This is a genomic window from Agrobacterium sp. H141 (assembly GCF_057158725.1).
Genome location: NZ_JBXENI010000002.1, coordinates 228,675 through 253,155 on the forward strand (window position 1 = coordinate 228,675; position 24,481 = coordinate 253,155).

Sequence of the window (24,481 nt, forward strand, 5' to 3'; positions counted from 1 at the left end):
CATCTCATGCAGGCATCCGGACGATGAAAGTGCAGGTGCGAATAACTTGACAGAAGTTATCATGTATTGCATTCAACCGATCTGACGGCTTTGCAGTGTCCCGGAGGTTGCTATGGCCTTTCGTCCCCGTATGCAGGCGCATACCCGCAACTATCGCACACTGCAGCCACTGCGCGTACGCAGTTGGCCGGGTGTGGTTGCCGATGTCTGGCATGTCGAGGGTCGTTCTGGGGGGGCAGGCTTTTACCTTTCTCCAGACCCTCGCCTCGTGGTCTTTCTCGGGAGCCCACCGACCAACCTCTCACTGCGCACCAGCGAGGCCGGCAAACCCATTACCGGTGTCGAAATGCTGTATGTGCCGGCCGGCCGGCCCCTCTGGAGCTCCATGGAGGGCGAGGAGACATTCTCTCATCTCGATTTCCATCTTGAGGCGGGCCCACTGCAACAGAGGCTCGCCGGCCTGGTCCGGCCCGGAAGGCTTTCCGAGACGGTCATACTGGGCCATGAAGCCGAAATACGCGCTGCCCGGACGCTCGCCCGCATGGTGGCCGACGAGGTGGAGAGACCTTCGCGCCCCGCCTTGATGCTGGATGGCCTGCTCTCCGCCATTCTGGCCGAGACCCTTAATCTGACGAACGAAGGCACGGACCATAGTGGCGGCTTGCCGCCGCGACAGATATCCGCAATCCGGCAGCATGTTTCGGATGCCTTTCCCCGGAGGGTCAGTGTCTCGGAACTTGCCGAGTTCTGCGGATTGTCTGAAAGCTGGTTCAGCCGTGCGTTCTGCCAGAGCACCGGCGAAACGCCCCAACGCTGGATGGCGCGCGAGCGGATCGAAGCGGCTATGGATCTGATGTTGACCACTAATCGGGGTCTTGCGGAAATCGCAGATGCTACGGGTTTTGCCGACCAAGCCCATCTCACCCGTGTCTTCCGTGCATCGCAGGGCCTGCCGCCGTCCCAGTGGCGGCGCATGCGCACCGCGCGCGGCGAAAGAAAATAAGGCGAAACTGCGAAATTGAAGCGGATTGGATCAAATCGCGAGGCATTCATTCAAGCTCCGCAAGAAAACAAGACTTATTTAGTCATGAATTCTTCACGTCTTGTCGGATGGACCATGAACATCAGGATCGCCCTTTTCGCCGGAGCCAGTCTCCTCGCTCTGCATGCCGCAGCCGTCGCCCAGGATGTCGCGACAACCGAACTCAAAGAAATCGTCGTGTCCGGGCAAGCGGATGCCGCCGCACCGGCTGAGGGATATGTCGCCAAGGCTGCAGTTGCAGGCACCAAGACGACAACGCCGATACTCGAAACGCAACGTTCGGTCTCGGTCGTCACGCGAAGCGAGATCGAGGACCGCGGAGCGCAAACGCTGGGTCAGGCGCTGTCGACGACGGCCGGCGTGATCGGCGAGCCCTACGCCGATCCGCGCTTCGACAGCCCGAACCTGCGCGGTTTTGACATGGGGAACGCACAGTATCTCAATGGTCTGCGGCTGATGCGCTCCGCCGGGGCGCCGTCCTACGAAGTCTACGGCCTGGAACGGGTGGAGGTCCTGAAGGGACCTGCGTCGAGCCTCTACGGCTCCGGCACGCCGGCAGGCGTCATCAACATGGTCCAGAAGCATGCCCAGTTCAAGGATGCCTATGAGGCTGGCACCGGCTTTTCGATCGACGGTGACAAGACCGTCTTCCTCGACGCCAACAAGGCCTTGTCCGATACGCTGGCAGCACGGTTCACCGGCAAGCTGAGCGACAGTGAGGAGGACATCGACGAACTGACCGACAAGCGCGGCTATCTTGGCCTCGCCACCCGCTGGTCGCCGTCGGATGCGACGACCGTCGATTTCCTTGCATCCTACCAGAAGGATAGCCCGATCACGCCTGCAGGCATTCCTGACGAGCTGACGGGTCAGGGCAATGACGACAGCCTGCGCGACCTCTATATCGGAGATCCCGCGATCGACGATTCCGACCGCCGCATGAGCAATATCGGCTACGAACTGCATCACGAATTCGATACCGGATGGGCGCTGGACCAGTCTGCCCGATTCCAGAAGTTCGACTGGGACTATACCGGCTTCTACGTTTCCGGCTACACGGCTCCTTCGACGGTCGAGCGCGGCGTAATCTATCAGGACGAAGATACCTGGACTGCCAACCTCGATACGCGTTTCTCCGGCGATGTCGCGACCGGTCTGATCGGCCACAAACTGCTGTTTGGTCTCGACCTGCGCAAATACGACGACAACACCAAGACGGAATTTGCCACAGCCTCTGACCTCGACATCACCAGCCCGACCTCGGCAACGGTCGGCGTGCCCTGGTACACCAAGACTGATGACCTTACGCTCGAACAGGTTGGTATCTACGCCCAGGACGAGTTGTCCTTCGACCACTGGCGTGCGACCCTCGGGCTTCGTCATGACTGGACCGATCAGCAGGGTACCTCAACCAACAATTTCTCGGGCACCACGGTCATTGACCAACAGGATAGCACCACAACCGGCAATGTCGGGCTCTCCTATCTCTTCGACACCGGCTTCGCGCCCTATATCAGCTACGCCACCTCCTTCGATCCCGAGATCGGCTCCGATATCGCGGGAAATACGCTGAAGCCGACCACCGGCGAGCAGTGGGAAATCGGCCTGAAATATCAACCGACCTCCTTCGACGGCCTGTTCTCGGTTGCCCTCTACGACCTGACGCAGGACGACGTCAGCGTCACGGTCACCGAAGGTGGCGTGTCCGGCACGCGCCAGATCGGTCAGGTCAAATCCCGCGGAATCGAGATCGAGGGTGCGGCCGAAATCGCCATGGGCTGGAGCGTCAAGGCCGCCTACAGTTACAACGATGCCAAACAAGTGGGCACAAATGACGGCAAGATGCCGGCCAACATGCCGCGCCATTCCGGCAGCGTATGGCTGAACTACGATTTTGCCGAGGACACGGCGCTGGATGGTCTCTCGCTCGCAGGCGGCATCCGCTATATCGGCGAACGCTACGGCGACAATGCCAATGCCTATCAACTGGATCCGGTCACCCTGGTCGACCTCGCCGCCCGATACAAGGTCACGGAGAAGGCGACGCTCGCCGTCAACCTCAACAACCTCACGGACGAAACCTATGTCGCCAATTGCGGCTCCTTCGGGTGCTATTACGGCTCTGGCCGCTCGGTGATGGGAACCCTGACCGTCCGGTGGTGACATCCGAACGCTCATTCGGCCGGCGCGCCTTTTTGCAGTTGCTTTCTGCCGCAGGCTTCGCCGGCATCTCTTCTCCGCTTTTGGCGGCACCAACGGGCGCTGTCGGTCTGCGTCTGGCGTCGATCGACTGGGCCATGCTGGAAACCGCCTGGGCGATCGGTCACACACCAGTGGCTGCAACCGAACTCATCCGCTTCCGGGCTGAAAGCCCCACCGTTACCCTTCCGGCGGAAACGCTGGATCTCGGCCTGCGCGGCACGCCCAATTTCGAGCAGCTGCGTTTTGCCGCTCCCGACCTGATCCTCTCGTCCCCATTCTATACGAGACATGAGGCTCAGTTGTCGGCGGTGGCCCCGGTGTTCAGCCTGCCATTCTTCGTTCGCGGCGAGCCGTCCCTGCCGCACGCGCTCGATGCACTTGAGACGCTGGCGGAGCGATTGGGCGACCCTCATTCCGGAAAGCGCGCACGCCAGAATGCCGAGACGCAGCTCGACCGGATGACGGCCCGGTTGAAACACCTTTCGGATCGCCCCGTCATGTTAATCGACTTCGGCGATGCCCGTCATTTCCGCGCCTTCGGCTTCGACAGCCTCTATGGTTCCACACTCACGCGCCTTGGCCTTACCAATGCCTGGCAAGACAGCACGCAATTCTCCTTTGCCGCGCCCGTACCGCTAGACCGTCTTGCGGACATGCCGGACGCCAGCTTCGTCATCGTCAGCCCCGTGCCGCTGGCGGCCCGCTCTCAATTGCAACGCTCTGCACTCTGGAATGCCCTTTCCCCGATCAAGGCGGGCCGTGTCCATCAACTCCTTGCCACCAATGCCTTTGGCGGCGCATCCTCGGCGCTCGCCTTCGCCGAAGGTCTTGCCGAGGCCCTCGCCACCGCATGAAAACCTTGCCCCTTCTTCTATTTGTCGCTGGCGCTGTCCTGTGGTTTCTGGCCGCAAATAGCCTGCTTCCCTTCGGCGCCTGGGTGGATGCGCTTGTCCCTGCCGGCGAACGCTCCGTCGTGCAGATTCGTCTCGTCTACGGTCTCATGCCGCGCGCGGTCGTTGCAGTGCTGGTCGGTGCGGCACTGGGGCTTGCAGGCAGCCTCCTGCAGCGTGTCCTGCGCAATCCGCTCGCCGATCCAACGGTGCTCGGCGTCTCCGCTGCGGCGCAGTTGGCCCTGGTCTGCGCGACTTTGTTTGCCCCGGCACTGCTTGCACCCGGCCGGCTTCCGGTCGCACTGGCCGGTGCCGGTGCCTCGGCGACACTTGTCTTCTTCATTGGCCAGAGGCGCGGTTTCGAGCCCGCCCGCATGGTCGTGGTCGGTTTGCTTGTCGGCCTGATGTCCACGAGCCTGGCCACTGCTTTGACGCTCGCTCATGGCGAATACCTCCTGTCTCTGGTGATCTGGAACGGTGGTTCGCTGGTGCAGCAGGACTGGTCCGCCGTCACCCGTCTCTCAGCGGTGCTCGGCGTCTGCCTGCTTCCGACCCTGTGTCTACTGCGGCCCATGCAACTTCTCTCCATCGGCGGGGAAACAGCTGCCGCGCTCGGCATGCGCGTCGGACTGGTGCGCGCCATGGTGATCGCCATCGCGGTTCTGCTCACCGCCATGGTCTCGGCCGAAGTCGGTCTCATCGGCTTTATCGGCCTCGCCGCCCCCACGATCGTCAGAGCACTCAGCTTCCGTCGCGAGACATCGCGGCTCCTCGCCTCCATGCTGGCGGGTGGCGGTCTGCTTCTTCTCTGCGACAGTGGCGTGCTGTTGCTCGACAATGCCGTCGGCGAGATGTTCCCGGTCGGCGCCGTCACCGGGCTGATCGGCGGGCCGCTGCTGCTTTGGCTCTTGCCGCGGCTATCCGGGCGCACGCCGCCTGCCTGCATGGCTGCGGGAGAAACCAGGCTTGCCGCGTCCGCCTTGCGCCATGTCACCATGCTGGCGGTTCTGCTTGTCGCCGGTTCACTTCTCGCCCTTGCCGTTGGTCGCGGCCCGGACGGCTGGACGCTTCTGGGTGTCGATCAGGCCTCCGCCTTCGTGCCCCTGCGCCTGCCGCGGCTCGCAGCAGCCATTGCCGCCGGCGCGCTACTGGCCGGTGCTGGTGCGATCCTGCAACGGACTAACTCCAATCCGCTCGCCTCGCCCGAAGTCATGGGCGTCTCTTCTGGTGCAGCCCTCGGTTACGGTCTCGCGGTATTCCTCGTGCCGGCACCCGATGCGGTGACGCTTCTGATCGCCGCCGGCCTCGGCGGCTTAGTGGTGCTTGCCATCGTCGCCCGCGCCGCGATGAAGACGGGCATGCCGACAGACCGGATCCTGCTCACTGGCCTTGCCCTGAGTGCGCTCGCCTCGGCCGTGCTTTCCGCGATGATGTCGGGCGGAGATGCCAGGGCCTGGGTCATCCTCACCTGGCTTTCGGGCTCGACCTCAACGGTTGGCGCGGTGGAGGCATTCATGCTGCTGGTGCTGGCCGCCTTGTTCTTGCTCTTCTGTCTGCTCTCTGCGAATTGGCTGGCCATCCTGCCGCTCGGGGCCGAAATTGCCGTTGGCCTCGGCGTCTCGCGCTTTGCCCGGGCAAGCCTGTTCCTCGCCGTCGGCATTGCGACTGGCACGGCAACCGTGCTGGTCGGCCCCGTCAGTTTCGTCGGGCTCATGGCCCCTCATATCACCCGCACGCTGGGCCTCACCACGGCAGGCGGTTTCGCCACAGGCTCCATGCTGATCGGAGCCTTGCTGATGATGCTGGCAGACGCAGGCTCGCGCTTTGCCGCCTTCCCTTATGAACTGCCGCTGGGCCTGTTCGCGACCCTTCTCGGGACGCCCTGGCTCCTGCTGCATATGACGAGACAGAAGCAATGAACCCCCTGTTTGAAATCCGTAATCTCACCATCGCCCTCAGAAGTGGCAAAACCTCGCGCGCCGTGATCGAAAACCTTGATCTCGACATCCCGGCCGGGCGCATGGTGGCCCTGATCGGCCACAACGGTTCGGGCAAGTCAACGCTTCTGAAGGCACTCGCGCGCCAGATTGGACGCTTCTCCGGCGATATCCGGACCATGGGCCGTCCACAAGACGCCTGGTCGGCGCGCGACCACGCTCGCGCACTCGCCTACCTGCCGCAATACACCCCGGCCGCCGAAGGCATGACGGTCCGCCAGCTCGTGGCGCTCGGCCGTTATTCCTGGCATGGCGCGCTTGGCCGCCCGACTGCCGCAGACAAAGAGGCCGTCGAAGCCGCAATCGTCGAATGCAGCCTGTTGGATTATGAAGGTCGGCACGTCGATACGCTGTCGGGTGGCGAACGCCAGCGCGCCTGGCTCGCCATGCTGCTCGCCCAGGGCGCCAATGCACTTCTTCTCGACGAGCCGATCTCGGCACTCGACATTGCCCACCAGATCGAGGTCATGAGCCTCGTGCATAGACTCTCCCAGGCCGGCCGCTCGATCGTGGTTGTCCTTCACGACGTCAACCTCGCTGCCCGCTTTGCCGATCACATCATCGCGCTGAAGCACGGAAAGGTTGTGCTCAACGGTACGGCGGCTGACCTAATGCAGCCCGCTACGTTATCACGGGTCTATGGTCTTGCTATGGATGTGGTGGAGCGTCCCGGACGTCCGCCGCTCGCGAGCGCCGTTTGATGCTGTTGTGGACCTTCGCAGGTTATCGCAAAGCTGAGGCTCTTCCCTGTCACCACCTTCATTGACCGGTTCTGCCCGACGGCCAGAAGCGCGTGCCAAGCGCCTCGCCGTTCACATTGCCCCGCAGGGGGCGTTACTCGAGAAGCGACCTCGGCGCACCGCACTCGTCGTCGTCCACAGGCTCGGCACCATCCGCAATACCGACAGCATTGCCGTCATGCAGCAGGACAGCGGTATCGAGGTCATTTGTGGCGCGATTGACCTCCGAGTTTTTGCATATGCCTCGGCTGGTCGATAGAAGGCGATGGAAAATTCGAAAACAGCATTTCGGCTCGATCTTGATTGACGAGACATGCAGCAAGAGAGCTGCTCGTCTGCTCACCACCCAGAAATTCACGCTGTGTCCGCCGAAGAAAAATGAAACCTGGCTTGGTGCCAACTGACGAGGCCGACCACCTGGAGATCACGGGAATAGGTGACAGATGAACATGTTGAATAGCTCGGTCTGACTAGAAATACCGAGCTTCGAATAGATGTGCTTTCGATGGTTCTTAACGGTTCCCTCGGCAATGCCGAGGATATTCGCCGTCGAGAGGCTAGAATGGCCACGCAAAATCATGCTCACAACCAGTTGTTCACGGCTTGTCAGCTTGTCATCTGCAAATGTATCGAACGAATGAGCGATCTGGTTGGCGCTGCTGCCGCCTAAGCTCGCAACCACCGGCGGTGGGTTCTCGCGCGGCCATTGCCTGCGTAGCAGTGACAAAACGGTTGGAGCGACGCTTTTCAACCGTGTGAATTCATCTTCGGAAAAAGGCTGTGAGTTTTTATGACGCAACAACGAGTAAGCAATATGCGCTTGCTCCGTCTGACAGATGAATACGATCTCTTCAGAAAGGGAGCCGGTTTCTAGCGAGATACAGGGATGCACCTCCGGGGAATTGTAATAATTACCCTCGAGAAAATCGTCCGGCGCCAGCTCGCACAACCGATAAAGTCCCGGGTCGATCATCTTGCAGCAAGCGTCGTAGACAGCGTCCAACACATAAGTGCCATTTATGTAATTCGCCATGATCTGCGGCGAGGAAATACCCTTCAGGCCGTCATGCAGGAGCACAGGCGGCCCATCCGGTCGATAGGCGAAAGCGCAGCTGAGATCAAAAGCGCAGAAGGCGTCCAGTGCTGCATCGAGCTTAAGAGCAAATGGCATCGAACCGACGGTTTCGATCAGCGCGGGAAGGCATTCAAGCCATGTTTCCAGGAAGGGAGCGTTCGCCATGGGATCCGTTCTACATCAGCGGCGCACGGGGCCAATGTCACTTTCGGGACATATACACCTTCGTTTCTCTGCTGAAATCTGCCCCCGGTCAATCAGAGAGGCGTGAAGTCTCGAAAAGGGGAACATAATGGACAACAGACCAATAGCGCCGGCTGCGAGCGGCGTAACCTATAAGGCGGTGGATGCCGCCTATTTTGAAAATCGACAATTGAAGCGGCATGCCGGCCTATTTTCCTTATGGATGATGGGTGTTGGTGCCGTGGTTGCCGGCGAATATTCCGGCTGGAACATCGGGCTTGCACAGGGCGGGTTCGGTGGCATGTTGGCCGCGCTTGTACTCATCGGCTTCATGTATGTTTGCCTATGCTGCTCGATCGGAGAAATGAGTGCTGCCCTGCCACATACTGGTGGCGCATATTCCTTTGCCCGTTCGGCACTCGGACCTTGGGGCGGCTTTACCACCGGCCTTGCCGAAAACATCGAGTTTGTGTTGGCGCCCGCCGCCAACATGTTCTTCATGAGTCTATATCTCGCCGCGATTTTCGGCACATCCCCCAGTACGCTGCCGATCTGGTGGCTTGGGGGCTATGCAGTTATGCTCGGCCTGTCTTTACGCGGGCTGGAACTGTCGATGCGGGTCGTCGTCTGGATCACCGTTGCGGCCGTAGCCGTGTTGCTCTTCTTCTTTGTCGCTGCCATCCCGCATGTCGATTTCTTTCGATATGCGCTCGACATCGGCGTAGCGGCAGATGGGACCGTCACGACGTTGGCAGAGGGCAATGGTTCATGGCTTCCCTTCGGCATAACCGGCATCATGCTCTCCCTGCCCTTCGGTATCTATATGTTCCTCGCCGTAGAGCAATTGCCGCTGACTTCCGAAGAAGCCCGAAATCCGACGCGCGACATGCCACGGGCACTGATCCTGTCGATCGTCACGCTGATCATTCTGGCTGGCGGAGTTTTGTTCTTTAGTGCTTCTATCCCCCCCGGTGCCATGAAGATGGGAGCAAGCGGCGAACCATTGCTCGACGGGTTCCGCAGCATTTTCGGCGATAGCGGTGCCAAACTCCTAGCCTCGGTTGCCGTATTGGGGCTCGCGGCCAGCTTTTTCGCTGGCAGTTTCGCCTCCGGTCGCAACATCTATTCCCTGTCCCGGGCAGGCTATCTGCCGACGGGACTTTCGGTTACCAATCCTCGCACCAAGACACCGAATGTGGCCCTTGCAGTGGGATCCGCCATGGCAATGTTGGCGCTTCTCACCGTTTGGTACCTGGGCGGCAAGGACAACATTGCCTTCATGGGCGGTTTTCTCGTCAGCATGATCGTGTTCGCGGGAATGGTCTCCTACATTCTGCAAAGCCTATCCTATTTGCGGCTGAAAACATTGTATCCGCTGATCCGCCGGCCATTCGTCAGCCCGTTTGGACGCTTCGGCGCATTCGCCGTGATCGCCATTTCAATCGCGACACTTCTCTACCAATTCCTCGACCCACTCTACCGCTTCGCTGCCATAGCAACCGGCGTCTGGTACGCCTGTGGGCTCGCCTATTTCGCCTTTTACCGCCGCCACCGTCTCATCTTGTCGCCTGAAGAAGAATTTGCGGTATCCGGCGGCAAGCGAGGTCATCCAGCAGCCGAGCTCTAATCGACGCGGTCCTCGCCCATGTGGGCGAGGACCGGCCCTTGACGTGCAAAAGGAACATTCCATGAGTGAAAGACTGAAAAACAAGATCGCCATCATTTCCGGCGGGGCAACCGGGATGGGCGGCGCAGCCGCAAAGCTGTTTGCGGCCGAGGGCGCTGCTGTCGCCATCATTGACCGCAATGGCGAGGAGGCGGAAAAGACGGTCGCGGATATCAGGCTTTCGGGAGGTACAGCCGCACATTGGGTGGCAGATGTCTCCGACGAAGCCCAGGTCAACGCCGCAGTCGAGGCGGTGACGCAAACATTCGGATTGGTCAATGTTTTGTTCAACCATGCGGGGACGATCATCATAAAGCCGTTCCTGGACACGACGCTGGCAGAGTGGGACTGGCTGCATGCCGTCAATGTTCGTTCAATGTTCCTGATGACCCGAGCGGTACTACCGGGCATGATTTCCGCTGGCGGCGGATCCATCGTCTGCACCTCCTCGATCTCTGCGGTTGCAGCTACGCCCATGGAGGTGCTGTACGACACCACGAAAGGCGCTGTACATATGTTCGCCCGCGCTGTTGGCATCGAGTTTCGCGACCGTAATATCCGTTGCAATGCGGTCTGCCCCGGCTTCATCCGCACGCCACACGGTCTACGCGAAGTGACTGAATTGCAGGCACTGGGCGTCGATGTGTCCGACGCCGCCATTGAAGCACAGCAGGGTCGGATCGGCGAACCGGAAGATGTGGCCCGCGCCGCCCTATATCTCGCCAGCGACGAATCTCACTTCGTCAATGGAGCCCATCTGTTTGTCGACAACGGCTTTACAGCGATTTGAACACAGGTTTGAAACGTCGTCCGCGTCCTCTTTCCATTCTTTTCGGAATGACAGACTGCCTCATCACTCGAACGAACATTTGAAGACGAATGTCGTTCGAGGCGTAACAGTCTGTTCAGCAACTCACTTTTGCTTACGTTATCCGCTGAGTTGTTGTGACATTCAAAAGAGCTCACAGAAAACCAGTTCAAGGTTGATACCGGCCTGGTGACGCGGACAGTCTCCCACCCTTTGACGCGCGACGTAGCACTTCATGTGGCTGTCAAGCCGCAACACTGCCCGACAATCGAAGCCATGCTGTGGCTGCAGAAGGGCTTAGCCTTCATTGGCAATTGGGCCGCGAACAAAAAAAACGATCTGCGTGTGCACCTCTTCGGAGCTCGAAATATTAAGAAATCGCAAAGAGCAGCCCCGCAATGGGCGGTATTTCGATATCGCTGACAGTTAGCAACATTCCCATCGCTTTTCGCCGGATAGCAATGCCCAAAAATCGTTTGGGCATTGCCTTGCCGACGCAGGAGCACGAGCACGAAACCAATGTTGGCTATTGTTGAACACCGGCCGTAAGACGTCGCCGCGTAGCAACGAAATTACAATGTCGTTTATCCCCCATAGCTGCCGGTTTGTGTCGGGACATGAACATAGTTCCGGTCGAAATAGAGGAGCGCATGTCCGTCGCGACGGCATCGAATATCGGTGACCTCACCGATGAAGATGTTGTGCGTTCCGACCAGTCGCGCCTCGATCAGCCGACAATCGAACGAAACAATAGCATCTGCAAGCGCTTGATTTCCCGACGGCAGATTGCTCCAGGCGGCAGCCGCATAACGCTCTTCCATGTCGCTCTGCTGACCGGCGAATACGCCAGCGAGATCTCGGTGCTCCTGTGTCAGGACGTTGACGCAGAACTGGCGGTTCTCGACGAAGAGGCTGGTCTGCGCCGACCGGGAGTTCATGCAAACCAGCAATGTCGGCGGCTCGTCGGTCACCGAGCACATAGCCGTGGCTGTGAACCCACCGCGTCCGGCGGGTCCGTTTGTGGTGATCACGTTGACCGGCGCACAGACCCTGGCCATGGCGTTGCGAAACTCGGTCTTCGAAACGGACGTCGTCATAACTGCCTCCCCTCACTCGGCTGCGTCGCGCAGAACACGCAAATCGTCCTGCGGCGGCAACCAGGTGTCACCGGTCCAGCCGTTCTCGTCGTAATCGGCCATGCACTGATCGACGAGAGCCTCCATATTCTTCAGCGTACCGCCGCGCTCGGCGCCTTTCAGCACTTGCAGACGCACCTCTTCAGGCGCACCGGCATAGTTCAGCTCGTACAGCGCGTGCCGCCCACCGAACTCAGTGCCCGTCGCATCCCACAGGAGCTTCATGATCTTGATCCGCTCGACATGGCCCATATCGTTGGACCCACGGACATATTGCGCAAGGTACCGGTCGATGTCGGGATTCTGAAAATCCTTCGCCGACGACGGCAGATAAATCAGACCGGAGGCAACCGTTCGACGCACGATGTCAATCACCTTGGGATAGGCCTCGGACATGAAAGTGCGGTAGCAGAGCGCCGCTTCGAGGTTCGGCAGGACAGCGCCGTTGGTCCACTGGACAGGATTATGAGCCATAGCATTGGAGAAGGTCCAGAACTGGTGGCGGATCGCGATGACCTCACCCAGCATCGCCTGGTTGCCGCGAAAGGCGTCGCCACCCGTGGCCCTCAGCGCCTTGGCCAGAAGGCCTGCCAGGAAATCCAGCTTGACTGCAAGGCGTGTGCAGCCTTGGAAGCAGTAGCCATGCATGAAGCCGGAGGCCGGGTGGAAGGACAGGATCTTCGCTGCATCGCGCAGAACGAGCACGTCTTCCCAGGGCACGAAAACATTGTCGAGCACAAGGATCGCGTCGTTCTCGTCAAAGCGCGAAGACAGCGGATAGTCGAACGGCTGCGCGGCCGCACTCGCGGTCTGCTCGTAGGAGACCCGGCAGAACATCTTGATGCCAGGCGCATTCATCGGGACGATGAACATGACGGAAAGCGACGGGTCTTCTGTGACAGTCGCCGAGCTCTGGGCGAGAAAGTTGTAGTGAGTGAGAGCCGAGGAGGTTGCCACGACCTTGGCGCCGGAAACGTATATGCCGGCATCGGTCTCCTTGGTGATGTGGACGAACACGTCCTTTACGGCATCTGCCGGCTTGTGGCGGTCGATCGGCGGGTTGACGATCGCATGGTTCATGAACAGTACAGACTCTTGTGCGCGCTTATGCCACGAGAGCGCATTGTCCTTGAACTGTCCGTACCAGTCGGCATTGGCGCCGAGCGTGTTCATTAGCGCTGCCTTGTAGTCTGCCGTGCGCCCCATCCAGCCATAGGACATGCGCGCCCAGTCGGCGATCGCTCCCTGCTGGGCGACCAAGTCCTCGGAAGAGCGGGCACCACGGAAGAACTTGTGTGTGTAACCACCCGAGCCGGTGTCTGTGGGCGACGTCAAGCGGCCCTTGGTCTTTTCGTCATGCAAAGCATCATACATGCGTGCGATGGAGCGGGCAGAATTGCGCATAGAAGGATGGGTCGTGACGTCGGCAATGCGCTCGCCATTGATGTAGACCTCGCGACCGTCTCTCAGGCTCTCAAGGTACTCGGCACCGGTAAACGGCCGCTTTTTGTCTTTCCGATAATCTTCTGCACGCATATGCGTTCCTCCCATTAGATCCTGACAAACGTTAAATCCGACACCGTCTCGGAGCCATGGACAAAGACCCCAATTCGCTGGTACTTTTTCCGGCATGACAGACAGACATGAGGTCCCAACTTATTTCGTTTACGGAGAACCGAGCCGGGCGCTGGATATTGGTTTTTTCCACGTAGAAACTGTAATGGAGCGCCGAAGTGTTCATTTTGGTCATGTTTCTGCGCATAAACATCCCCAGATGGGACAGATTACCTACTGGTTCAAAGGCGGCGGCACCTATCGGATCGAGGATAGGACTTGGAATTTTTCGGCTCCGACCGTCAGCTTCGTGCCATCCAGTGTCGTCCATGCCTTCGATGTCGAGGAGCAGTCGGATGCGGTGGTCATTTCTATCTCCGACGACCAGCTTCGCTCACTTGCCGCGACCGTCGATCTGCCACTCGACGCATCCTGCATCGTCGAAGGGAACTCGGAGGATCCGGCCTGGGTCCGCCTCGACCACCTTTCCGAAATGATCGTTGACGAATATCTCGGAACGACCTCGACCAGTCCCCGGCTGCTCGCAGGCCTGATCGGCGTCATGCTGTCCCAAGTCGCTCGGCTGGGCGGTGGCAGCGCCATCACGGAAGTCTCCCCGTCTAGGCGGTTGGCGGCCAGCCTGCGCCGAGCCATCGATCTGCATTACCGCGAGGACTGGACCCTCCCACGTTTCGTGACCCTGCTCGCCACCACGCCGCACCTGCTCGACAAGGCCGCGCGGGAGACTTTCGGACAATCCGTCAAGGAGATGCTGATGGAGCGACGCTTACTTGAGGCAAAACGCCTGCTGTTGTTCACGATACGGTCTGTCGAAGACATTGCGCGCGAGATCGGCTTCGATGATCCTGCCTACTTCTCCCGCTTCTTCCGTAAAAAAACAGGCGTCTCGCCTGCAGCGTGGCGGCGCGCTCGTGTCAGTCCGCCCGTTGAAGCTCGCCCAGGCGGATAGATCTAGTGAACAACATCCTGCCCGAGACCAGCCTCACGCCGACGAGTTGTTGAATACACTGTATGCCCCCTGTCTCCTGGGTCGACAAACGTGAACCGCCGCCGCAGGAGGAACCTGGATGATCGGCAAACGGCCGATAAAAATCGCGCGACTTTTTCAGGCCGCCCTATCCCTTCCCAGGATAAACCTGCTCGCCCGCTCCCCGATCATGATCGTCGGTGCATTGGTGTTGCCCGAGACGAGCGTTGGCATGATGGAGGCGTCGGCCACCCTCAGACGATCGACACCGAAGACCTTGAGATCCTCGCCGACCACGGCCATGCGATCCTCACTGGCTCCCATCTTTGCGGTGCCGGACGGATGGAACACGGTCTTCGAGACGCTGCGGATATAATCGCGCAATGCTTCCGGATCCTTTTCGACCCCCGGCTCAGGCATGACGCGCCGCTTGATGAGCTTGGCGAGCGACGGTGCCTCGGTGATGCGGATGGCCAGTTCAACTCCCCGCACCAGTGTCTCGAGATCGGCCTGATTGGAGAAACTGTTGGCATTGAACAGCGCTGAATCGTCCGGGTTGGAAGAGCGTAGCTTGACCGTGCCGCGCGACTGGGGGCGCAGGAAGCACGGGCCAATGGCAATGCCGTGCCCCGGATGCGGCAACCGCTCGCCGAAACCGGTGAAGCTCGGCAGAACATGGAACTGGATATCCGGCTGGCCGGTCCCTGCGGTATCCACGAAGCCACCGGATTCGACAACGGTGGAGCTGAGCACGCCGGTCTTCGTCAGCATATATTGCAGCATATGCCCGACGGCGGCCAATCCGCGATCCTGTCCGTATAGGGAGATCGGGTCGCGCACTTCCGCCTGCACCGTCGCCTCAAGATGGTCCTGGTAGTTCTCGCCCACACCCGGCAGATCCGCGACCACGTCGATGCCATGAGCGGCCAGTTCCGCTGCGGCACCGATGCCCGACAGCTGCAGGATCTTCGGCGTGGAGATTGCCCCGGCCGTCAGCACGATCTCGCCCCGTGCCTTGATGCGCTCGCCGTTCGACAGCAGGACACCGATCGCTGACCGCCCTTCGAACAGGATCTTGTGCACCTTGGTTCCGGTCATGATTTCAAGGTTCGGACGGTGCTCGGCGTCGCGGAGAAACGCCTGCGCCGCGCTCCAGCGTCGTCCCTTGTTGGTCGTCGTTTGGTAGAAGCCGACGCCCTCCTGCTGATTGCCATTGAAGTCTTCGTTGTAGCGCAGGCCTGCTTCCTGGGCAGCGCGGATGAATGCCCAGGACAGAGGATGTCCGTACCGGCGATCGGATACCTTGAGCGCTCCTTCGGCACCGTGGAACTCGCCCGAGAGCCGCTCGTTGCCCTCGATGTCGCGGAAGACCGGCAGGACCTTGTCAAAGGACCAGGACCGGCAGCCCATCTGCGCCCAGGTATCGTAATCCTGTCGCTGACCGCGGACGTAGATCATGGCATTGATCGAGCTGCCGCCGCCGATCACATTGCCCTGAGGAACGACATTCGGCTTACCCTTGAGGCCAGGATCCGGCTCGGACGTATAGAAGTGGACATCCCGTCCCTTCTCGATGACCTTGAAGAAGGTCGCCGGAATGTGGATGAACCGGTCGTTGTCCTTTTGGCCGCTTTCGATCAGCAGCACCTTGTTGGCCGGGTTCTCCGACAGACGGGCTGCGACCACCGAACCCGATGAGCCGCCTCCGACCACGATATAATCAAACTCACGCATAAACATCTCCTCCCGGAGGCAAACGTCGTTAAGCGCAGGCCTCACCTTGTGTTTTGGCAGTCATCGATCAGGAAAAAACCGTCTGGATGACCGTGAATTCCTTCAGACCGTCCACGCCGAACTCGACCCCGACACCCGACTGCTTGGTGCCGCCGAAAGGCGCGTTGGGCTGGACGGCGCCGTGCTTGTTGATCCAGACCGAGCCGCATTCGAGCCGGCTGGCGACTGCCTTCGCCCGCTCCACATCGCTGGACCAGACCGAGCCGCCGAGGCCGCTCTGATTGTCGTTGGCCATGGCAATGGCTTCTTCGATGTCGTGGTAGCGAATGATCGGCAGAGCCGGACCGAACTGCTCGAGGTCGACCAGTTTGGTCCCATGCTGCACGTCCGCGACCAATGTGACGGGATAGAAATAGCCTGGCCCGCCAGTCGCCCGCCCGCCCGTCAGGACACGGCCACCCTTTGCGATTGCGTCGTCGACATAGTCTGAAACGATCGCGAACTGCTGGGCGTTCTGCAGGGGTCCAAGCGCGCTGTCGTCAGCAAGCCCGTCTCCGACCTTGATCGCGCTCGCATAGGCAGCCAGTGCCTCGCAAACGGCATCATAAATGCTGTCGTGCACATAGAGGCGCTTGAGGCAGGCGCAGGTCTGACCGCTGTTGATGAAAGCACCCCAGAACAGGCCCTCGGCGATCGCCTTCGGATCCGCGTCCGGAAGCACGATACCGGCATCATTGCCGCCAAGCTCAAGCGTCAGACGCTTCAGCGTATCGGCGGCGGCGGCCATAACCCGACGGCCGGTCGCCGTTGAGCCGGTGAACGAAACCTTGGCCACATCCTTGTGGGTTGTCAGCGCACTGCCGAGGTCATTGTCATCGGCAATGACGTTGACAACACCCGGCGGCAACACCGTGTTGAGCAATTCCACCAGTCGGATGGTCGACAGCGGCGTGTTCGGCGACGGTTTGATCACCACGGTATTACCGGTGCGGATTGCCGGAATGAGATGCCAGCAGGCAATCATCACCGGCCAATTCCAGGGCGTGATCGCAGCGACGACACCGATTGGCTTGCGATGCAGCTCTACCCGGCCTTCAGGGCCGTCCTGCACGATTTCGACCGGAAGGTCGAGCGATGCGGTATAGCGGGTCCAGGCAACGGCACCCCCGATCTCGAAACGCGAGCCGAGGCCGTTGAGCGGCTTGCCCTGCTCGAGCGTGAGGAGGTGTGCAAGCTCCTCAGCATGAGCCTCGATGGTCTCGGCCAGTGTCGCGCACAGGGCGGCCCGTTCGCTTGAACTTTTGGCAGCCCAAGCAGGAAAGGCGCGTTTCGCTGCAGCAATGGCATCTTCCAAATCGGCGGGCGTTGCCAACGGGGACAGGCCGACCACCGATCCTGTCGATGGATTGGTGACTGGCTTATGGCGCTCGGTTGCAACCGAGCGGCCATCAATGATGAGCCCGTATTCTTTCATGATGCATCCTCCCATGCAGATATTGAGAGGAGCCTAGCGCCCGACCGGAGGGTCGTCTTGGATAGGGGCGCGACGCAAATTGGACAAAAACGCGACGCGACAAACCGGACAGGATCAGGAGGCAACGTCTTTCGGGCTGCAATCGAAGAGTTTTCGAAAACTCCTGTTGAAGTAGGAGATATCGTTGAAGCCCACCGAATAGGCGACATTAGCGATCGCCCCCGGATGACGGGTGCCACGCAAGCTTTCCAGCCTGGATCGCGCCAGGTGCAACCGTTTGAATTTAATCATCCCCGTCACCGTCATGCCCTGCGCACTCATGTCCTCTTGCAGGGTCCTAAGCGACACACCCACCCGGTTGGCCAGCCATTGCGGCGTGAGCCATTCCTCCGTGAGGTTTTCGTCGATCAGCACCTGCACAACTTCAATCCGCCCGGTTGGACTGTCGCCTCCGACAAACAATTCTTCACCAGGTTCACTGGCAAATGCCTGCCGGGTCGTGTTGAAGAGCAAATCGCGCAAGTGCGGTGCACGTCTGTGATCACCTGACGTCTTCAAAAGCTTTGCGACGAGCGCCCCGAGCATGATCGACATCGGATCCTTTGCGCCGATCTTGTGGCTGACCGAAATACGGGCAGTCTTGTCCGACATAAGCAGCTGGCGTGGCATGTGCACGGACAGATGATTGGAAAACGTGCCGCCGAAATAGAAGATCGAGGGCCGTGTAGAATCGACCAGAATGCACTCTCCCGGATGGAGATGCTCTTGGCGACCCGATTGCTCTATACCGCATGAGCCTTCGAGCTGAAGCAGCAGGAACAGATTGTCTCCCTGATCCGCCCGGATATTGTCGGGATCGCGGCGGATGTAATCGAGATTGTTGGCGACCTGAGCCAGTTGAAGGCCGGCGGCATTACAAACCTCGGCCCCTCCGGTCACACGGTCATTGCGCTCCAGACGAAGAGGATTGAAACTGCCGCAGATCGACTTCAGATTTGACGACCAATCGTCGAAATGCAGACTTGGCCACTGCTGCGGAATCCTGCTTGCGAAGCTCTCCAGATACATATCCGCCTCCTCCCAAAGCCGGCTTTGCATTTAGTAACCATGTTAACAAAATTGCCGAATGTCAAACAGTAAGCGAGTGTGACAGCCAGGCGGGGCAATGATCAATTCCCGGAACGTGCGGAGATACTGACAAACTATTTCACATTCTAGGGTAAAGGTCAGGCCAACGCCGTGTTCCCGCTGACAGCCTGAATCGATAACTGCAAGTCGACCGATCAACAGTCCACGCTCCTCGAAGGAAGAGCGCAGACCAAAGCAAGGTGCGATGAGATCCAGGAGCCGCCATCTCGGCTGGAATATGAAGCGGCTCAGTAGACCTTGGCTTCGCCGGCACCCTTGGCCGGCTCCACTGCCTTGAAATCGGCAAGCAACTTGCTGGTGGCATTTGCGAAGAGGGTGACGTCATTGCCGATGGCAACGAAGGTGGCACCAAGGTCGACATAACGCTTTGCCAAAGCCAGATCGCCGATCAGGATGCCGGCTGCCTTGCCATGGGACTGGATCTTCAGCAGTGCCCGCTCGACTTCGGCCAGCACTTCAGGCGCTCCCGGTTTGCCAAGATGCCCCATGTCGGCTGCAAGATCAGCAGGGCCGATGAAGACGCCGTCGACTCCCTCGGTGCTTGCAATCTCGTCCAGGGCCGCAAGACCGGCACGGCTTTCGATCTGCAGCAGCAGGCAGATTTCCTCGTTTGCCGTTTGCAGGTAATCGGGAATGCGGTTGAAGCGCGAAGCACGTGCCAGTGCTGCACCCACGCCGCGCACGCCATGCGGCGGATACCGCGTCGCCTTGACGAGTTCGACAGCTTGCGCTCCGCTCTCGACCATTGGGATCAGCAGCGTCTGGGCGCCGATATCGAGCAATTGCTTGATGATCCAGGTCTCGCCGATCGGCGGCCGGATGATCGCATGGCTCGGCGAGCCCTTCAGCGCCTGCAATTGCGCGACCAGAAGCGGAATATCGTTGGGCGCGTGTTCGGCATCGAGCAGCAGCCAGTCGTAACCGGCATCCGCCGAGATCTCGACCGTATAGGGATTGGCCAGCGCCTGCCAGAAACCGATCTGGGACCGCTTTTCCCGGAGCGCCAGCTTGAAAGTGTTTTGCGGTGCGGGCATTGCCGGATCCTTATCCTTACTCGAAAAACAGGCTGACGGTACCGTAGGGCCCAAAATCGCCAATGATCGTGTCCCCGTGCCGGGCCTCGATCGGACGGATGAAGGAACCGGCAAGCACCACCTGCCCCGCCTCGATCCCATCGCCATACTGCGCAAGCCGGTTGGCGAGCCAGGCAATGCCGCGCGCTGGCTGGTTGAGCACACCGGCGCCAAGCCCGGTTTCCTCGACCTCGGCATTGCGCGAGACGATGGCGCCCATCCAGCGCATATCGAGCTGATTAGGACGAACCGCCCGTCCGCCGGTGACGATGCCGGCATTGGCGGCGTTGTCGGAAATGGTGTCGTAGACGGTTCGGGTCTTCTTGGTCTCGGGATCGACCCGCAAAATGCGGGTGTCGAGGATTTCGAGCGCCGGCGTCACGTAATCGGTGGCGTTCAGTACGTCAAAGACGGTGACCCCCGGCCCCTTCAGCGGTGCCTTCATGACGAAGGCGATTTCCGCCTCGATGCGTGGCTGGATGAAGCGGTCCTTGGGGATCGTGGCACCGTCCTCGAAGACCATATCGTCGAACAGCACGCCGGAATCCGGGATATTGATGTTCAGCGCATATTGCATCGCCTTGGAGGTGAGCCCAATCTTCCAACCGATGACTTTGCGACCGCTCGCGATCTTCTTTTTCACCCACGCGCCCTGGATCGCATAGGCGTCGTCCATGCCGATGGTGGGGTGTTGGAGGGACAACAGGCCGGTCTGCACACGGCTGCGTTCTGCTTCATCCAGCGCCGCGGCCGCCGCTTCGATGTGCTCTGGGGTCATCATGTCACAATACCTCGTCGGCAATGGTGTTGCGCAACAGGCCGATGCCATCCGCCTCAACCTCGACAACGTCGCCCGGCATCAGCCAGATCGGCGGATCGAAACGCGCCCCGGCACCGGTCGGCGTCCCGCAGACGATGACGTCGCCGGAAACCAGCGTGGTGAAAGTCGAGATGTAATTGATGATCTTGGAGAAGGAGAAGATCATTCGGCTCGTGCGGTCGCTCTGGCGGACTTCACCGTTCACGCGCGTTTCCAGCTTAATGTCGGCGAGCTGGCTTGCGTCGGTGAAGGGCACCAGCCAGGGACCGATCGACCCGGAGGCGTCGAAATTCTTGCCCTGTGTGACGTTGAACTTTGCGTGTCGCACCCAGTCGCGCAGCGTGCCTTCGTTGCACAGCGTCAGCGCGGCAATATGAGAGAGAGCGTCCGCTTCCGGAATGCGACGGCCGCCCTTGCCGATCACGATGGTGATCTCACCCTCGTAATCGAGCTGCATGCTTTCCGGCGGGCGGATCAGCGGCTGGTCATGGCCGGTAAAGGAGCGCGGAAACCGGATGAACAGCGACGGGTTGCTCGGCGCCGCCTGCCCGTCCTTGTATTCCTCGTTGCGGTCGGGGAAGTTCACACCGACGCAGATCAATTTTTCCGGCGCCGGGATCGGGATTTCATAGGTGATCTCGCTCACCGAAAAGTCCGGCGCATAGCCAGCGACCGCGTCGAGCAGTTCGGTAAAGGCATTGGCCTCCACCACCTCGCGCAGCGTCGGATATTTCGCGCCGAAACGGGCGGACAGATCGATCACGCCATCGTCAATGATCAGGCCGTAGCCTTTGCGCTTCGATGTGGAAAAACTGGCGAACCGGGGATAGGTCATGAATGGGCTTCCTTTACTGGATACCGCCGAGGCAGACATATTTGATCTCGGTGAAGTCATCGATGCCGTATTTGGAACCCTCACGTCCAAGGCCCGAGGATTTGACCCCACCGAAGGGCGCTTCCGCCGTGGAGATGAGGCCTGTGTTGACTCCGACCATGCCATATTCCAAGGCCTCTGCGACGCGGAAGACGCGGGCGAGATCCTTGGCGTAGAAATAGGAGGCAAGGCCGAATTCCGTGTCATTGGCCTTGGCGATGACGTCCGCCTCATCCTTGAAGCGGAAGAGCGGCGCGACGGGACCGAAGGTTTCTTCGGTAGCCACCGCCATGTCCTGCGTGACATCAGCAAGCACGGTCGCCTCATAAAAGGTGCCGCCGAGCGCATGCTGCTTGCCACCCTGCAAAATCGTCGCGCCCTTGGACACGGCGTCCGCCACATGCTCGCCGACCTTTTTGAGGGCAGCCTCGTCGATCAGCGGACCAAGCACCACGCCTTCATCGAAACCATTGCCGGTCTTGAGCTTACCGACGGCGGCAGCCAGCTTCTGCGCGAAGGCATCGTAAAGGCCATCCTGCACATAGAGACGGTTGGCGCAGACGCAGGTCTGGCCGTTGTTGCGGAACTTGGCGATCAGGGCACCTTCGACAGCGGCATCAAGATCGGCATCATCGAAGACGATGAAGGGCGCATTGCCGCCAAGCTCCAGGCCGAGCTTCTTGATCGTCGGTGCTGACTGGCGATAGAGCTCGGCGCCAACCTCGGTCGAACCGGTAAAGGTGAGTTTGCGCACGACGGGATTTGCCGTCATCTCGGCGCCGATCTCGCGGGCAGAGCCGGTCAACACGCTGAAGAGCCCCTTCGGCAGGCCGGCCCGTTCGGCCAGGACCGCCAGCGCGATCGCCGAGAACGGCGTCTGCGAGGCGGGCTTCAGCACCATGGCACAGCCGGCAGCAAAGGCAGGACCTGCCTTGCGGGTGATCATCGCATTCGGGAAATTCCAGGGCGTGATCGCCGCAACCACACCGATCGGCTGCTTCATCACCAGAATGCGCTTGTCCTTCTGGTGTCCGGGGATGATGTCGCCGTAGACGCGACGCGCTTCCTCGGCGAACCATTCGATGAAGCTTGCACCATAGGCGATCTCGCCCTCGGCTTCGGTGAGTGGTTTACCCTGCTCGAGCGTCAGGATACGGCCGAGATCATCCTGGTTTTCCATCATCAGGTTGAACCAGAGACGCAGGATGCCGGCCCGCTCCTTGGCGGTGCGTGCAGCCCACTCGACCTGGGACACCTGCGCCGCAGCAATGGCGCTCTTCGTTTCAGCCGTGCCAAGCTTCGGAACGTGTCCGATGATGGCGCCAGTCGCCGGATTGGTGACGGCAATTGAGTTCGCTGGATCGGCTTCGATCCAGTCGCCGCCCACAAGTGCTGCCTGGCGGAACAGGGTGGGGTCGTTCAATGAATGGGACACGGGGCTGGTCTCCTCCCTTTGGTCGGTCAGGGGGCGTAAAGCCCCCTTCCGGTTATGCTTGCTTGTTCAAAGGCCGACGCTTGGATCCGGGTCCTCCGAATACCAGTGTTCGGCCAACTTGCCGTTCTCGCAGCGGAAGATATCGTAGTAGTGGAAGTCGAAGGCCTTGCCCTTGTCAGGGCCACCGTCCCAATGCCCATAATCATGGGCCCTGAGCGCAGCGAACTGCTCGTCACCGACAATGCTGACAATATCCGTCTTGTAGTCAGACTGCGCTTCAGGGAAGTCCTTGCCTGGTCCTGTCGGCGGGTTGGCGAAGACGCCGCGCCAGGTGTCAACCCATTCGCTGATCGGCGGCTGTGGCGGCGCCACGTGCTGGATATAGGTGGGCGACAGATAGTCCATCGCGACATCGGCATTCCGCTTGGCAAAAACTTCAATCCAGAAGCCACGGGTCAGAGCCACACAGGATGGCTCGGCTGCAACAGCCGGGGAAACGACCCCGATCCCAAGATACATCAGCAAGAAAATCGATCTCGTATTCAGCATGCGGTAGTCCCCTTGTGATTTCATTGATTGTGTCAGTCACGCAGGCAGCCATCACGGCGCGATGATGGGTTGCCCCTTGAGATCGGACTCCTTGACCGGCGTACCCGCAAACAGGCTGCCATGCTCGAACCAGGATCTCGGCGCAGGCGCCCCCCACAACGTCTGGCGCTGCGGATCCTTCAGGTCCCACTTGATCGGCTCGAGGTCCGGATCGACCGTCTGGTAATCCGAGCAATAGATCTCGATACGATGGCCATCCGGATCCAGGATGTAGAGGAAGAAGGCATTCGAAATGCCGTGACGACCCGGGCCGCGCTCGATGTTCTTCACCCAACCGGTCGTTGCCATCAGGTCGAGCAGGTCGATGATGTTGAGCGGCGTCGGCACCCAGAAGGCCGTGTGATGGAGGCGCGGGCCCGTTCCGTTGGTAAACGCGATGTCGTGCACGCCACCCTTGCGATGCGTCCAGGCAGCCCACAAACGCCCAGTTTCTTCCTCGGCCGTGTATTCCGTGACCCGGAATCCGATCTCGTTGTAGAAGGCGACGGATTCATCGACATTCGACGAGTAGCAGTTGAAATGGTCGATGCGCAGCGGCTTCACGCCCCGGTAAAGGGCGTATTGCTGATGGATCGGCGGCAGACGGTCCATACGGGCATAGAATTCCAAGGGAATGCCATGCGGGTCACGGGTGCGGAAGGTCCGCGCCTGATAAGGACGCTCGACCCATTCCACCGGCAGGCCCTTGCCCTTGAAGAAATGCGCGGCCTTGTCGAGTTCCTCGTCATCGTAAACCTTGAAGCCGAGGTCGCGCGCCTCCGAAACCTCGGACTTACGCAGCACGATGCAGTGATGCCCGCGTTCTTCCATGGCCCGCAGGTAGATCACGTCCGATGTCTCGTCCGTCACCTGCAGCCCGAGCGTGTCGACATAAAACGCCCGCGATTTTGCGAGGTCCTTGACGCCGAATTCCACGTGGCTGAGGCGCACGATGTTGAAGGGCGGGTAGAGGTTCGGTTGCGGTAGTGCCATGATGTTCTCCTCCGTCTGTCCGTTTTCTCAATGCGGACACTCAATGTCTGTTCTTGTCGG

The 24,481-nt window shown here is 60.1% G+C and carries 20 protein-coding genes; 8 read left to right on the forward strand and 12 right to left on the reverse strand.

The genetic code is table 11. The features are described 5' to 3' along the window. The first annotated feature begins 112 nt into the window (after nt 1-112). The 5 genes from ACWPM9_RS21245 to ACWPM9_RS21265 all read left to right on the forward strand — a co-directional run bounded on the left by ACWPM9_RS21245 (nt 113) and on the right by ACWPM9_RS21265 (nt 6,832). Nucleotides 113-1,003, forward strand: coding sequence for a helix-turn-helix domain-containing protein (locus ACWPM9_RS21245; protein WP_484757866.1), 891 nt, complete (start codon nt 113-115; stop codon nt 1,001-1,003). 114 nt (nt 1,004-1,117) lie between these two features. Then, nucleotides 1,118-3,205 carry a TonB-dependent siderophore receptor gene (locus ACWPM9_RS21250; RefSeq protein WP_484757867.1) on the forward strand — a complete coding sequence of 696 codons (2,088 nt, stop codon included), beginning with the start codon at nt 1,118-1,120 and terminating at the stop codon, nt 3,203-3,205. A 32-nt stretch (nt 3,206-3,237) separates the two neighbouring features. After that, nucleotides 3,238-4,098: an ABC transporter substrate-binding protein gene (locus ACWPM9_RS21255; protein WP_484757868.1), complete on the forward strand. Its 861-nt coding sequence runs from the start codon at nt 3,238-3,240 to the stop codon at nt 4,096-4,098. Then, the gene (fhuB, locus tag ACWPM9_RS21260; protein ID WP_484757869.1) at nt 4,095-6,053 is read left to right on the forward strand and encodes a Fe(3+)-hydroxamate ABC transporter permease FhuB; all 1,959 of its coding nucleotides are present in this window, start codon (nt 4,095-4,097) and stop codon (nt 6,051-6,053) included. Before ACWPM9_RS21255 ends, fhuB begins: the two co-directional genes overlap by 4 nt. Then, nucleotides 6,050-6,832, forward strand: coding sequence for an ABC transporter ATP-binding protein (locus tag ACWPM9_RS21265; protein WP_484757870.1), 783 nt, complete (start codon nt 6,050-6,052; stop codon nt 6,830-6,832). Before fhuB ends, ACWPM9_RS21265 begins: the two co-directional genes overlap by 4 nt. A gap of 463 nt (nt 6,833-7,295) precedes the next feature. Here the strand turns inward: ACWPM9_RS21265 and ACWPM9_RS21270 are convergent, their stop codons facing one another. Then, the gene (locus ACWPM9_RS21270) at nt 7,296-8,111 is read right to left on the reverse strand and encodes a LuxR C-terminal-related transcriptional regulator (RefSeq protein ID WP_484757871.1); all 816 of its coding nucleotides are present in this window, start codon (nt 8,109-8,111) and stop codon (nt 7,296-7,298) included. A gap of 127 nt (nt 8,112-8,238) precedes the next feature. On the opposite strand from ACWPM9_RS21270, the gene ACWPM9_RS21275 reads away from it, so the two are divergent. Then, a complete protein-coding gene (locus ACWPM9_RS21275) occupies nt 8,239-9,756 on the forward strand; it encodes an amino acid permease (RefSeq protein ID WP_484757872.1) in 1,518 nt (505 codons plus the stop codon). Between the two features lie 61 nt (nt 9,757-9,817). Next, a complete protein-coding gene (locus tag ACWPM9_RS21280; protein ID WP_484757873.1) occupies nt 9,818-10,585 on the forward strand; it encodes an SDR family NAD(P)-dependent oxidoreductase in 768 nt (255 codons plus the stop codon). 602 nt (nt 10,586-11,187) lie between these two features. Here the strand turns inward: ACWPM9_RS21280 and ACWPM9_RS21285 are convergent. Together ACWPM9_RS21285 and ACWPM9_RS21290 are read right to left on the reverse strand one after the other, a co-directional pair. Further along, complete coding sequence (locus ACWPM9_RS21285; RefSeq protein WP_484757874.1) at nt 11,188-11,700, reverse strand: flavin reductase; 513 nt, start codon at nt 11,698-11,700, stop codon at nt 11,188-11,190. Between the two features lie 12 nt (nt 11,701-11,712). Then, nucleotides 11,713-13,275, reverse strand: a complete 1,563-nt coding sequence (locus ACWPM9_RS21290; protein WP_484757875.1) for a 4-hydroxyphenylacetate 3-hydroxylase N-terminal domain-containing protein — start codon at nt 13,273-13,275, stop codon at nt 11,713-11,715. Between the two features lie 94 nt (nt 13,276-13,369). Between ACWPM9_RS21290 and ACWPM9_RS21295 the strand changes: the two genes are divergently transcribed. Then, nucleotides 13,370-14,263 (forward strand): helix-turn-helix domain-containing protein, encoded by an 894-nt coding sequence (locus ACWPM9_RS21295; protein ID WP_484757876.1) that lies wholly within the window; start codon nt 13,370-13,372, stop codon nt 14,261-14,263. A gap of 156 nt (nt 14,264-14,419) precedes the next feature. Here the strand turns inward: ACWPM9_RS21295 and ACWPM9_RS21300 are convergent, their stop codons facing one another. From ACWPM9_RS21300 to hpaD, 9 genes are all read right to left on the reverse strand, one after another. Then, on the reverse strand, nt 14,420-16,015 hold the full coding sequence (locus tag ACWPM9_RS21300) for a GMC family oxidoreductase (protein ID WP_484757877.1): 1,596 nt from the start codon (nt 16,013-16,015) through the stop codon (nt 14,420-14,422). Between the two features lie 67 nt (nt 16,016-16,082). Continuing rightward, the gene (locus ACWPM9_RS21305) at nt 16,083-17,489 is read right to left on the reverse strand and encodes an aldehyde dehydrogenase family protein (RefSeq protein WP_484757878.1); all 1,407 of its coding nucleotides are present in this window, start codon (nt 17,487-17,489) and stop codon (nt 16,083-16,085) included. Between the two features lie 114 nt (nt 17,490-17,603). Then, complete coding sequence (locus ACWPM9_RS21310; RefSeq protein WP_484757879.1) at nt 17,604-18,557, reverse strand: helix-turn-helix domain-containing protein; 954 nt, start codon at nt 18,555-18,557, stop codon at nt 17,604-17,606. Between the two features lie 308 nt (nt 18,558-18,865). Further along, nucleotides 18,866-19,672 (reverse strand): 4-hydroxy-2-oxoheptanedioate aldolase, encoded by an 807-nt coding sequence (hpaI, locus tag ACWPM9_RS21315; protein ID WP_484757880.1) that lies wholly within the window; start codon nt 19,670-19,672, stop codon nt 18,866-18,868. A gap of 16 nt (nt 19,673-19,688) precedes the next feature. Then, nucleotides 19,689-20,492, reverse strand: a complete 804-nt coding sequence (gene hpaH / locus ACWPM9_RS21320) for a 2-oxo-hept-4-ene-1,7-dioate hydratase (RefSeq protein ID WP_484757881.1) — start codon at nt 20,490-20,492, stop codon at nt 19,689-19,691. Between the two features lies 1 nt (nt 20,493). Next, complete coding sequence (locus ACWPM9_RS21325; RefSeq protein WP_484757882.1) at nt 20,494-21,366, reverse strand: fumarylacetoacetate hydrolase family protein; 873 nt, start codon at nt 21,364-21,366, stop codon at nt 20,494-20,496. A 13-nt stretch (nt 21,367-21,379) separates the two neighbouring features. After that, nucleotides 21,380-22,840 (reverse strand): NADP-dependent succinate-semialdehyde dehydrogenase, encoded by a 1,461-nt coding sequence (gabD, locus tag ACWPM9_RS21330; protein ID WP_484757883.1) that lies wholly within the window; start codon nt 22,838-22,840, stop codon nt 21,380-21,382. 66 nt (nt 22,841-22,906) lie between these two features. Then, nucleotides 22,907-23,389 (reverse strand): ester cyclase, encoded by a 483-nt coding sequence (locus tag ACWPM9_RS21335; RefSeq protein WP_484757884.1) that lies wholly within the window; start codon nt 23,387-23,389, stop codon nt 22,907-22,909. Nucleotides 23,390-23,440: 51 nt separating this feature from the next. Continuing rightward, entirely contained in the window at nt 23,441-24,421 is a 981-nt protein-coding gene (hpaD, locus tag ACWPM9_RS21340) for a 3,4-dihydroxyphenylacetate 2,3-dioxygenase (RefSeq protein ID WP_484757885.1), read from the reverse strand. Nucleotides 24,422-24,481 lie beyond the last annotated feature (60 nt).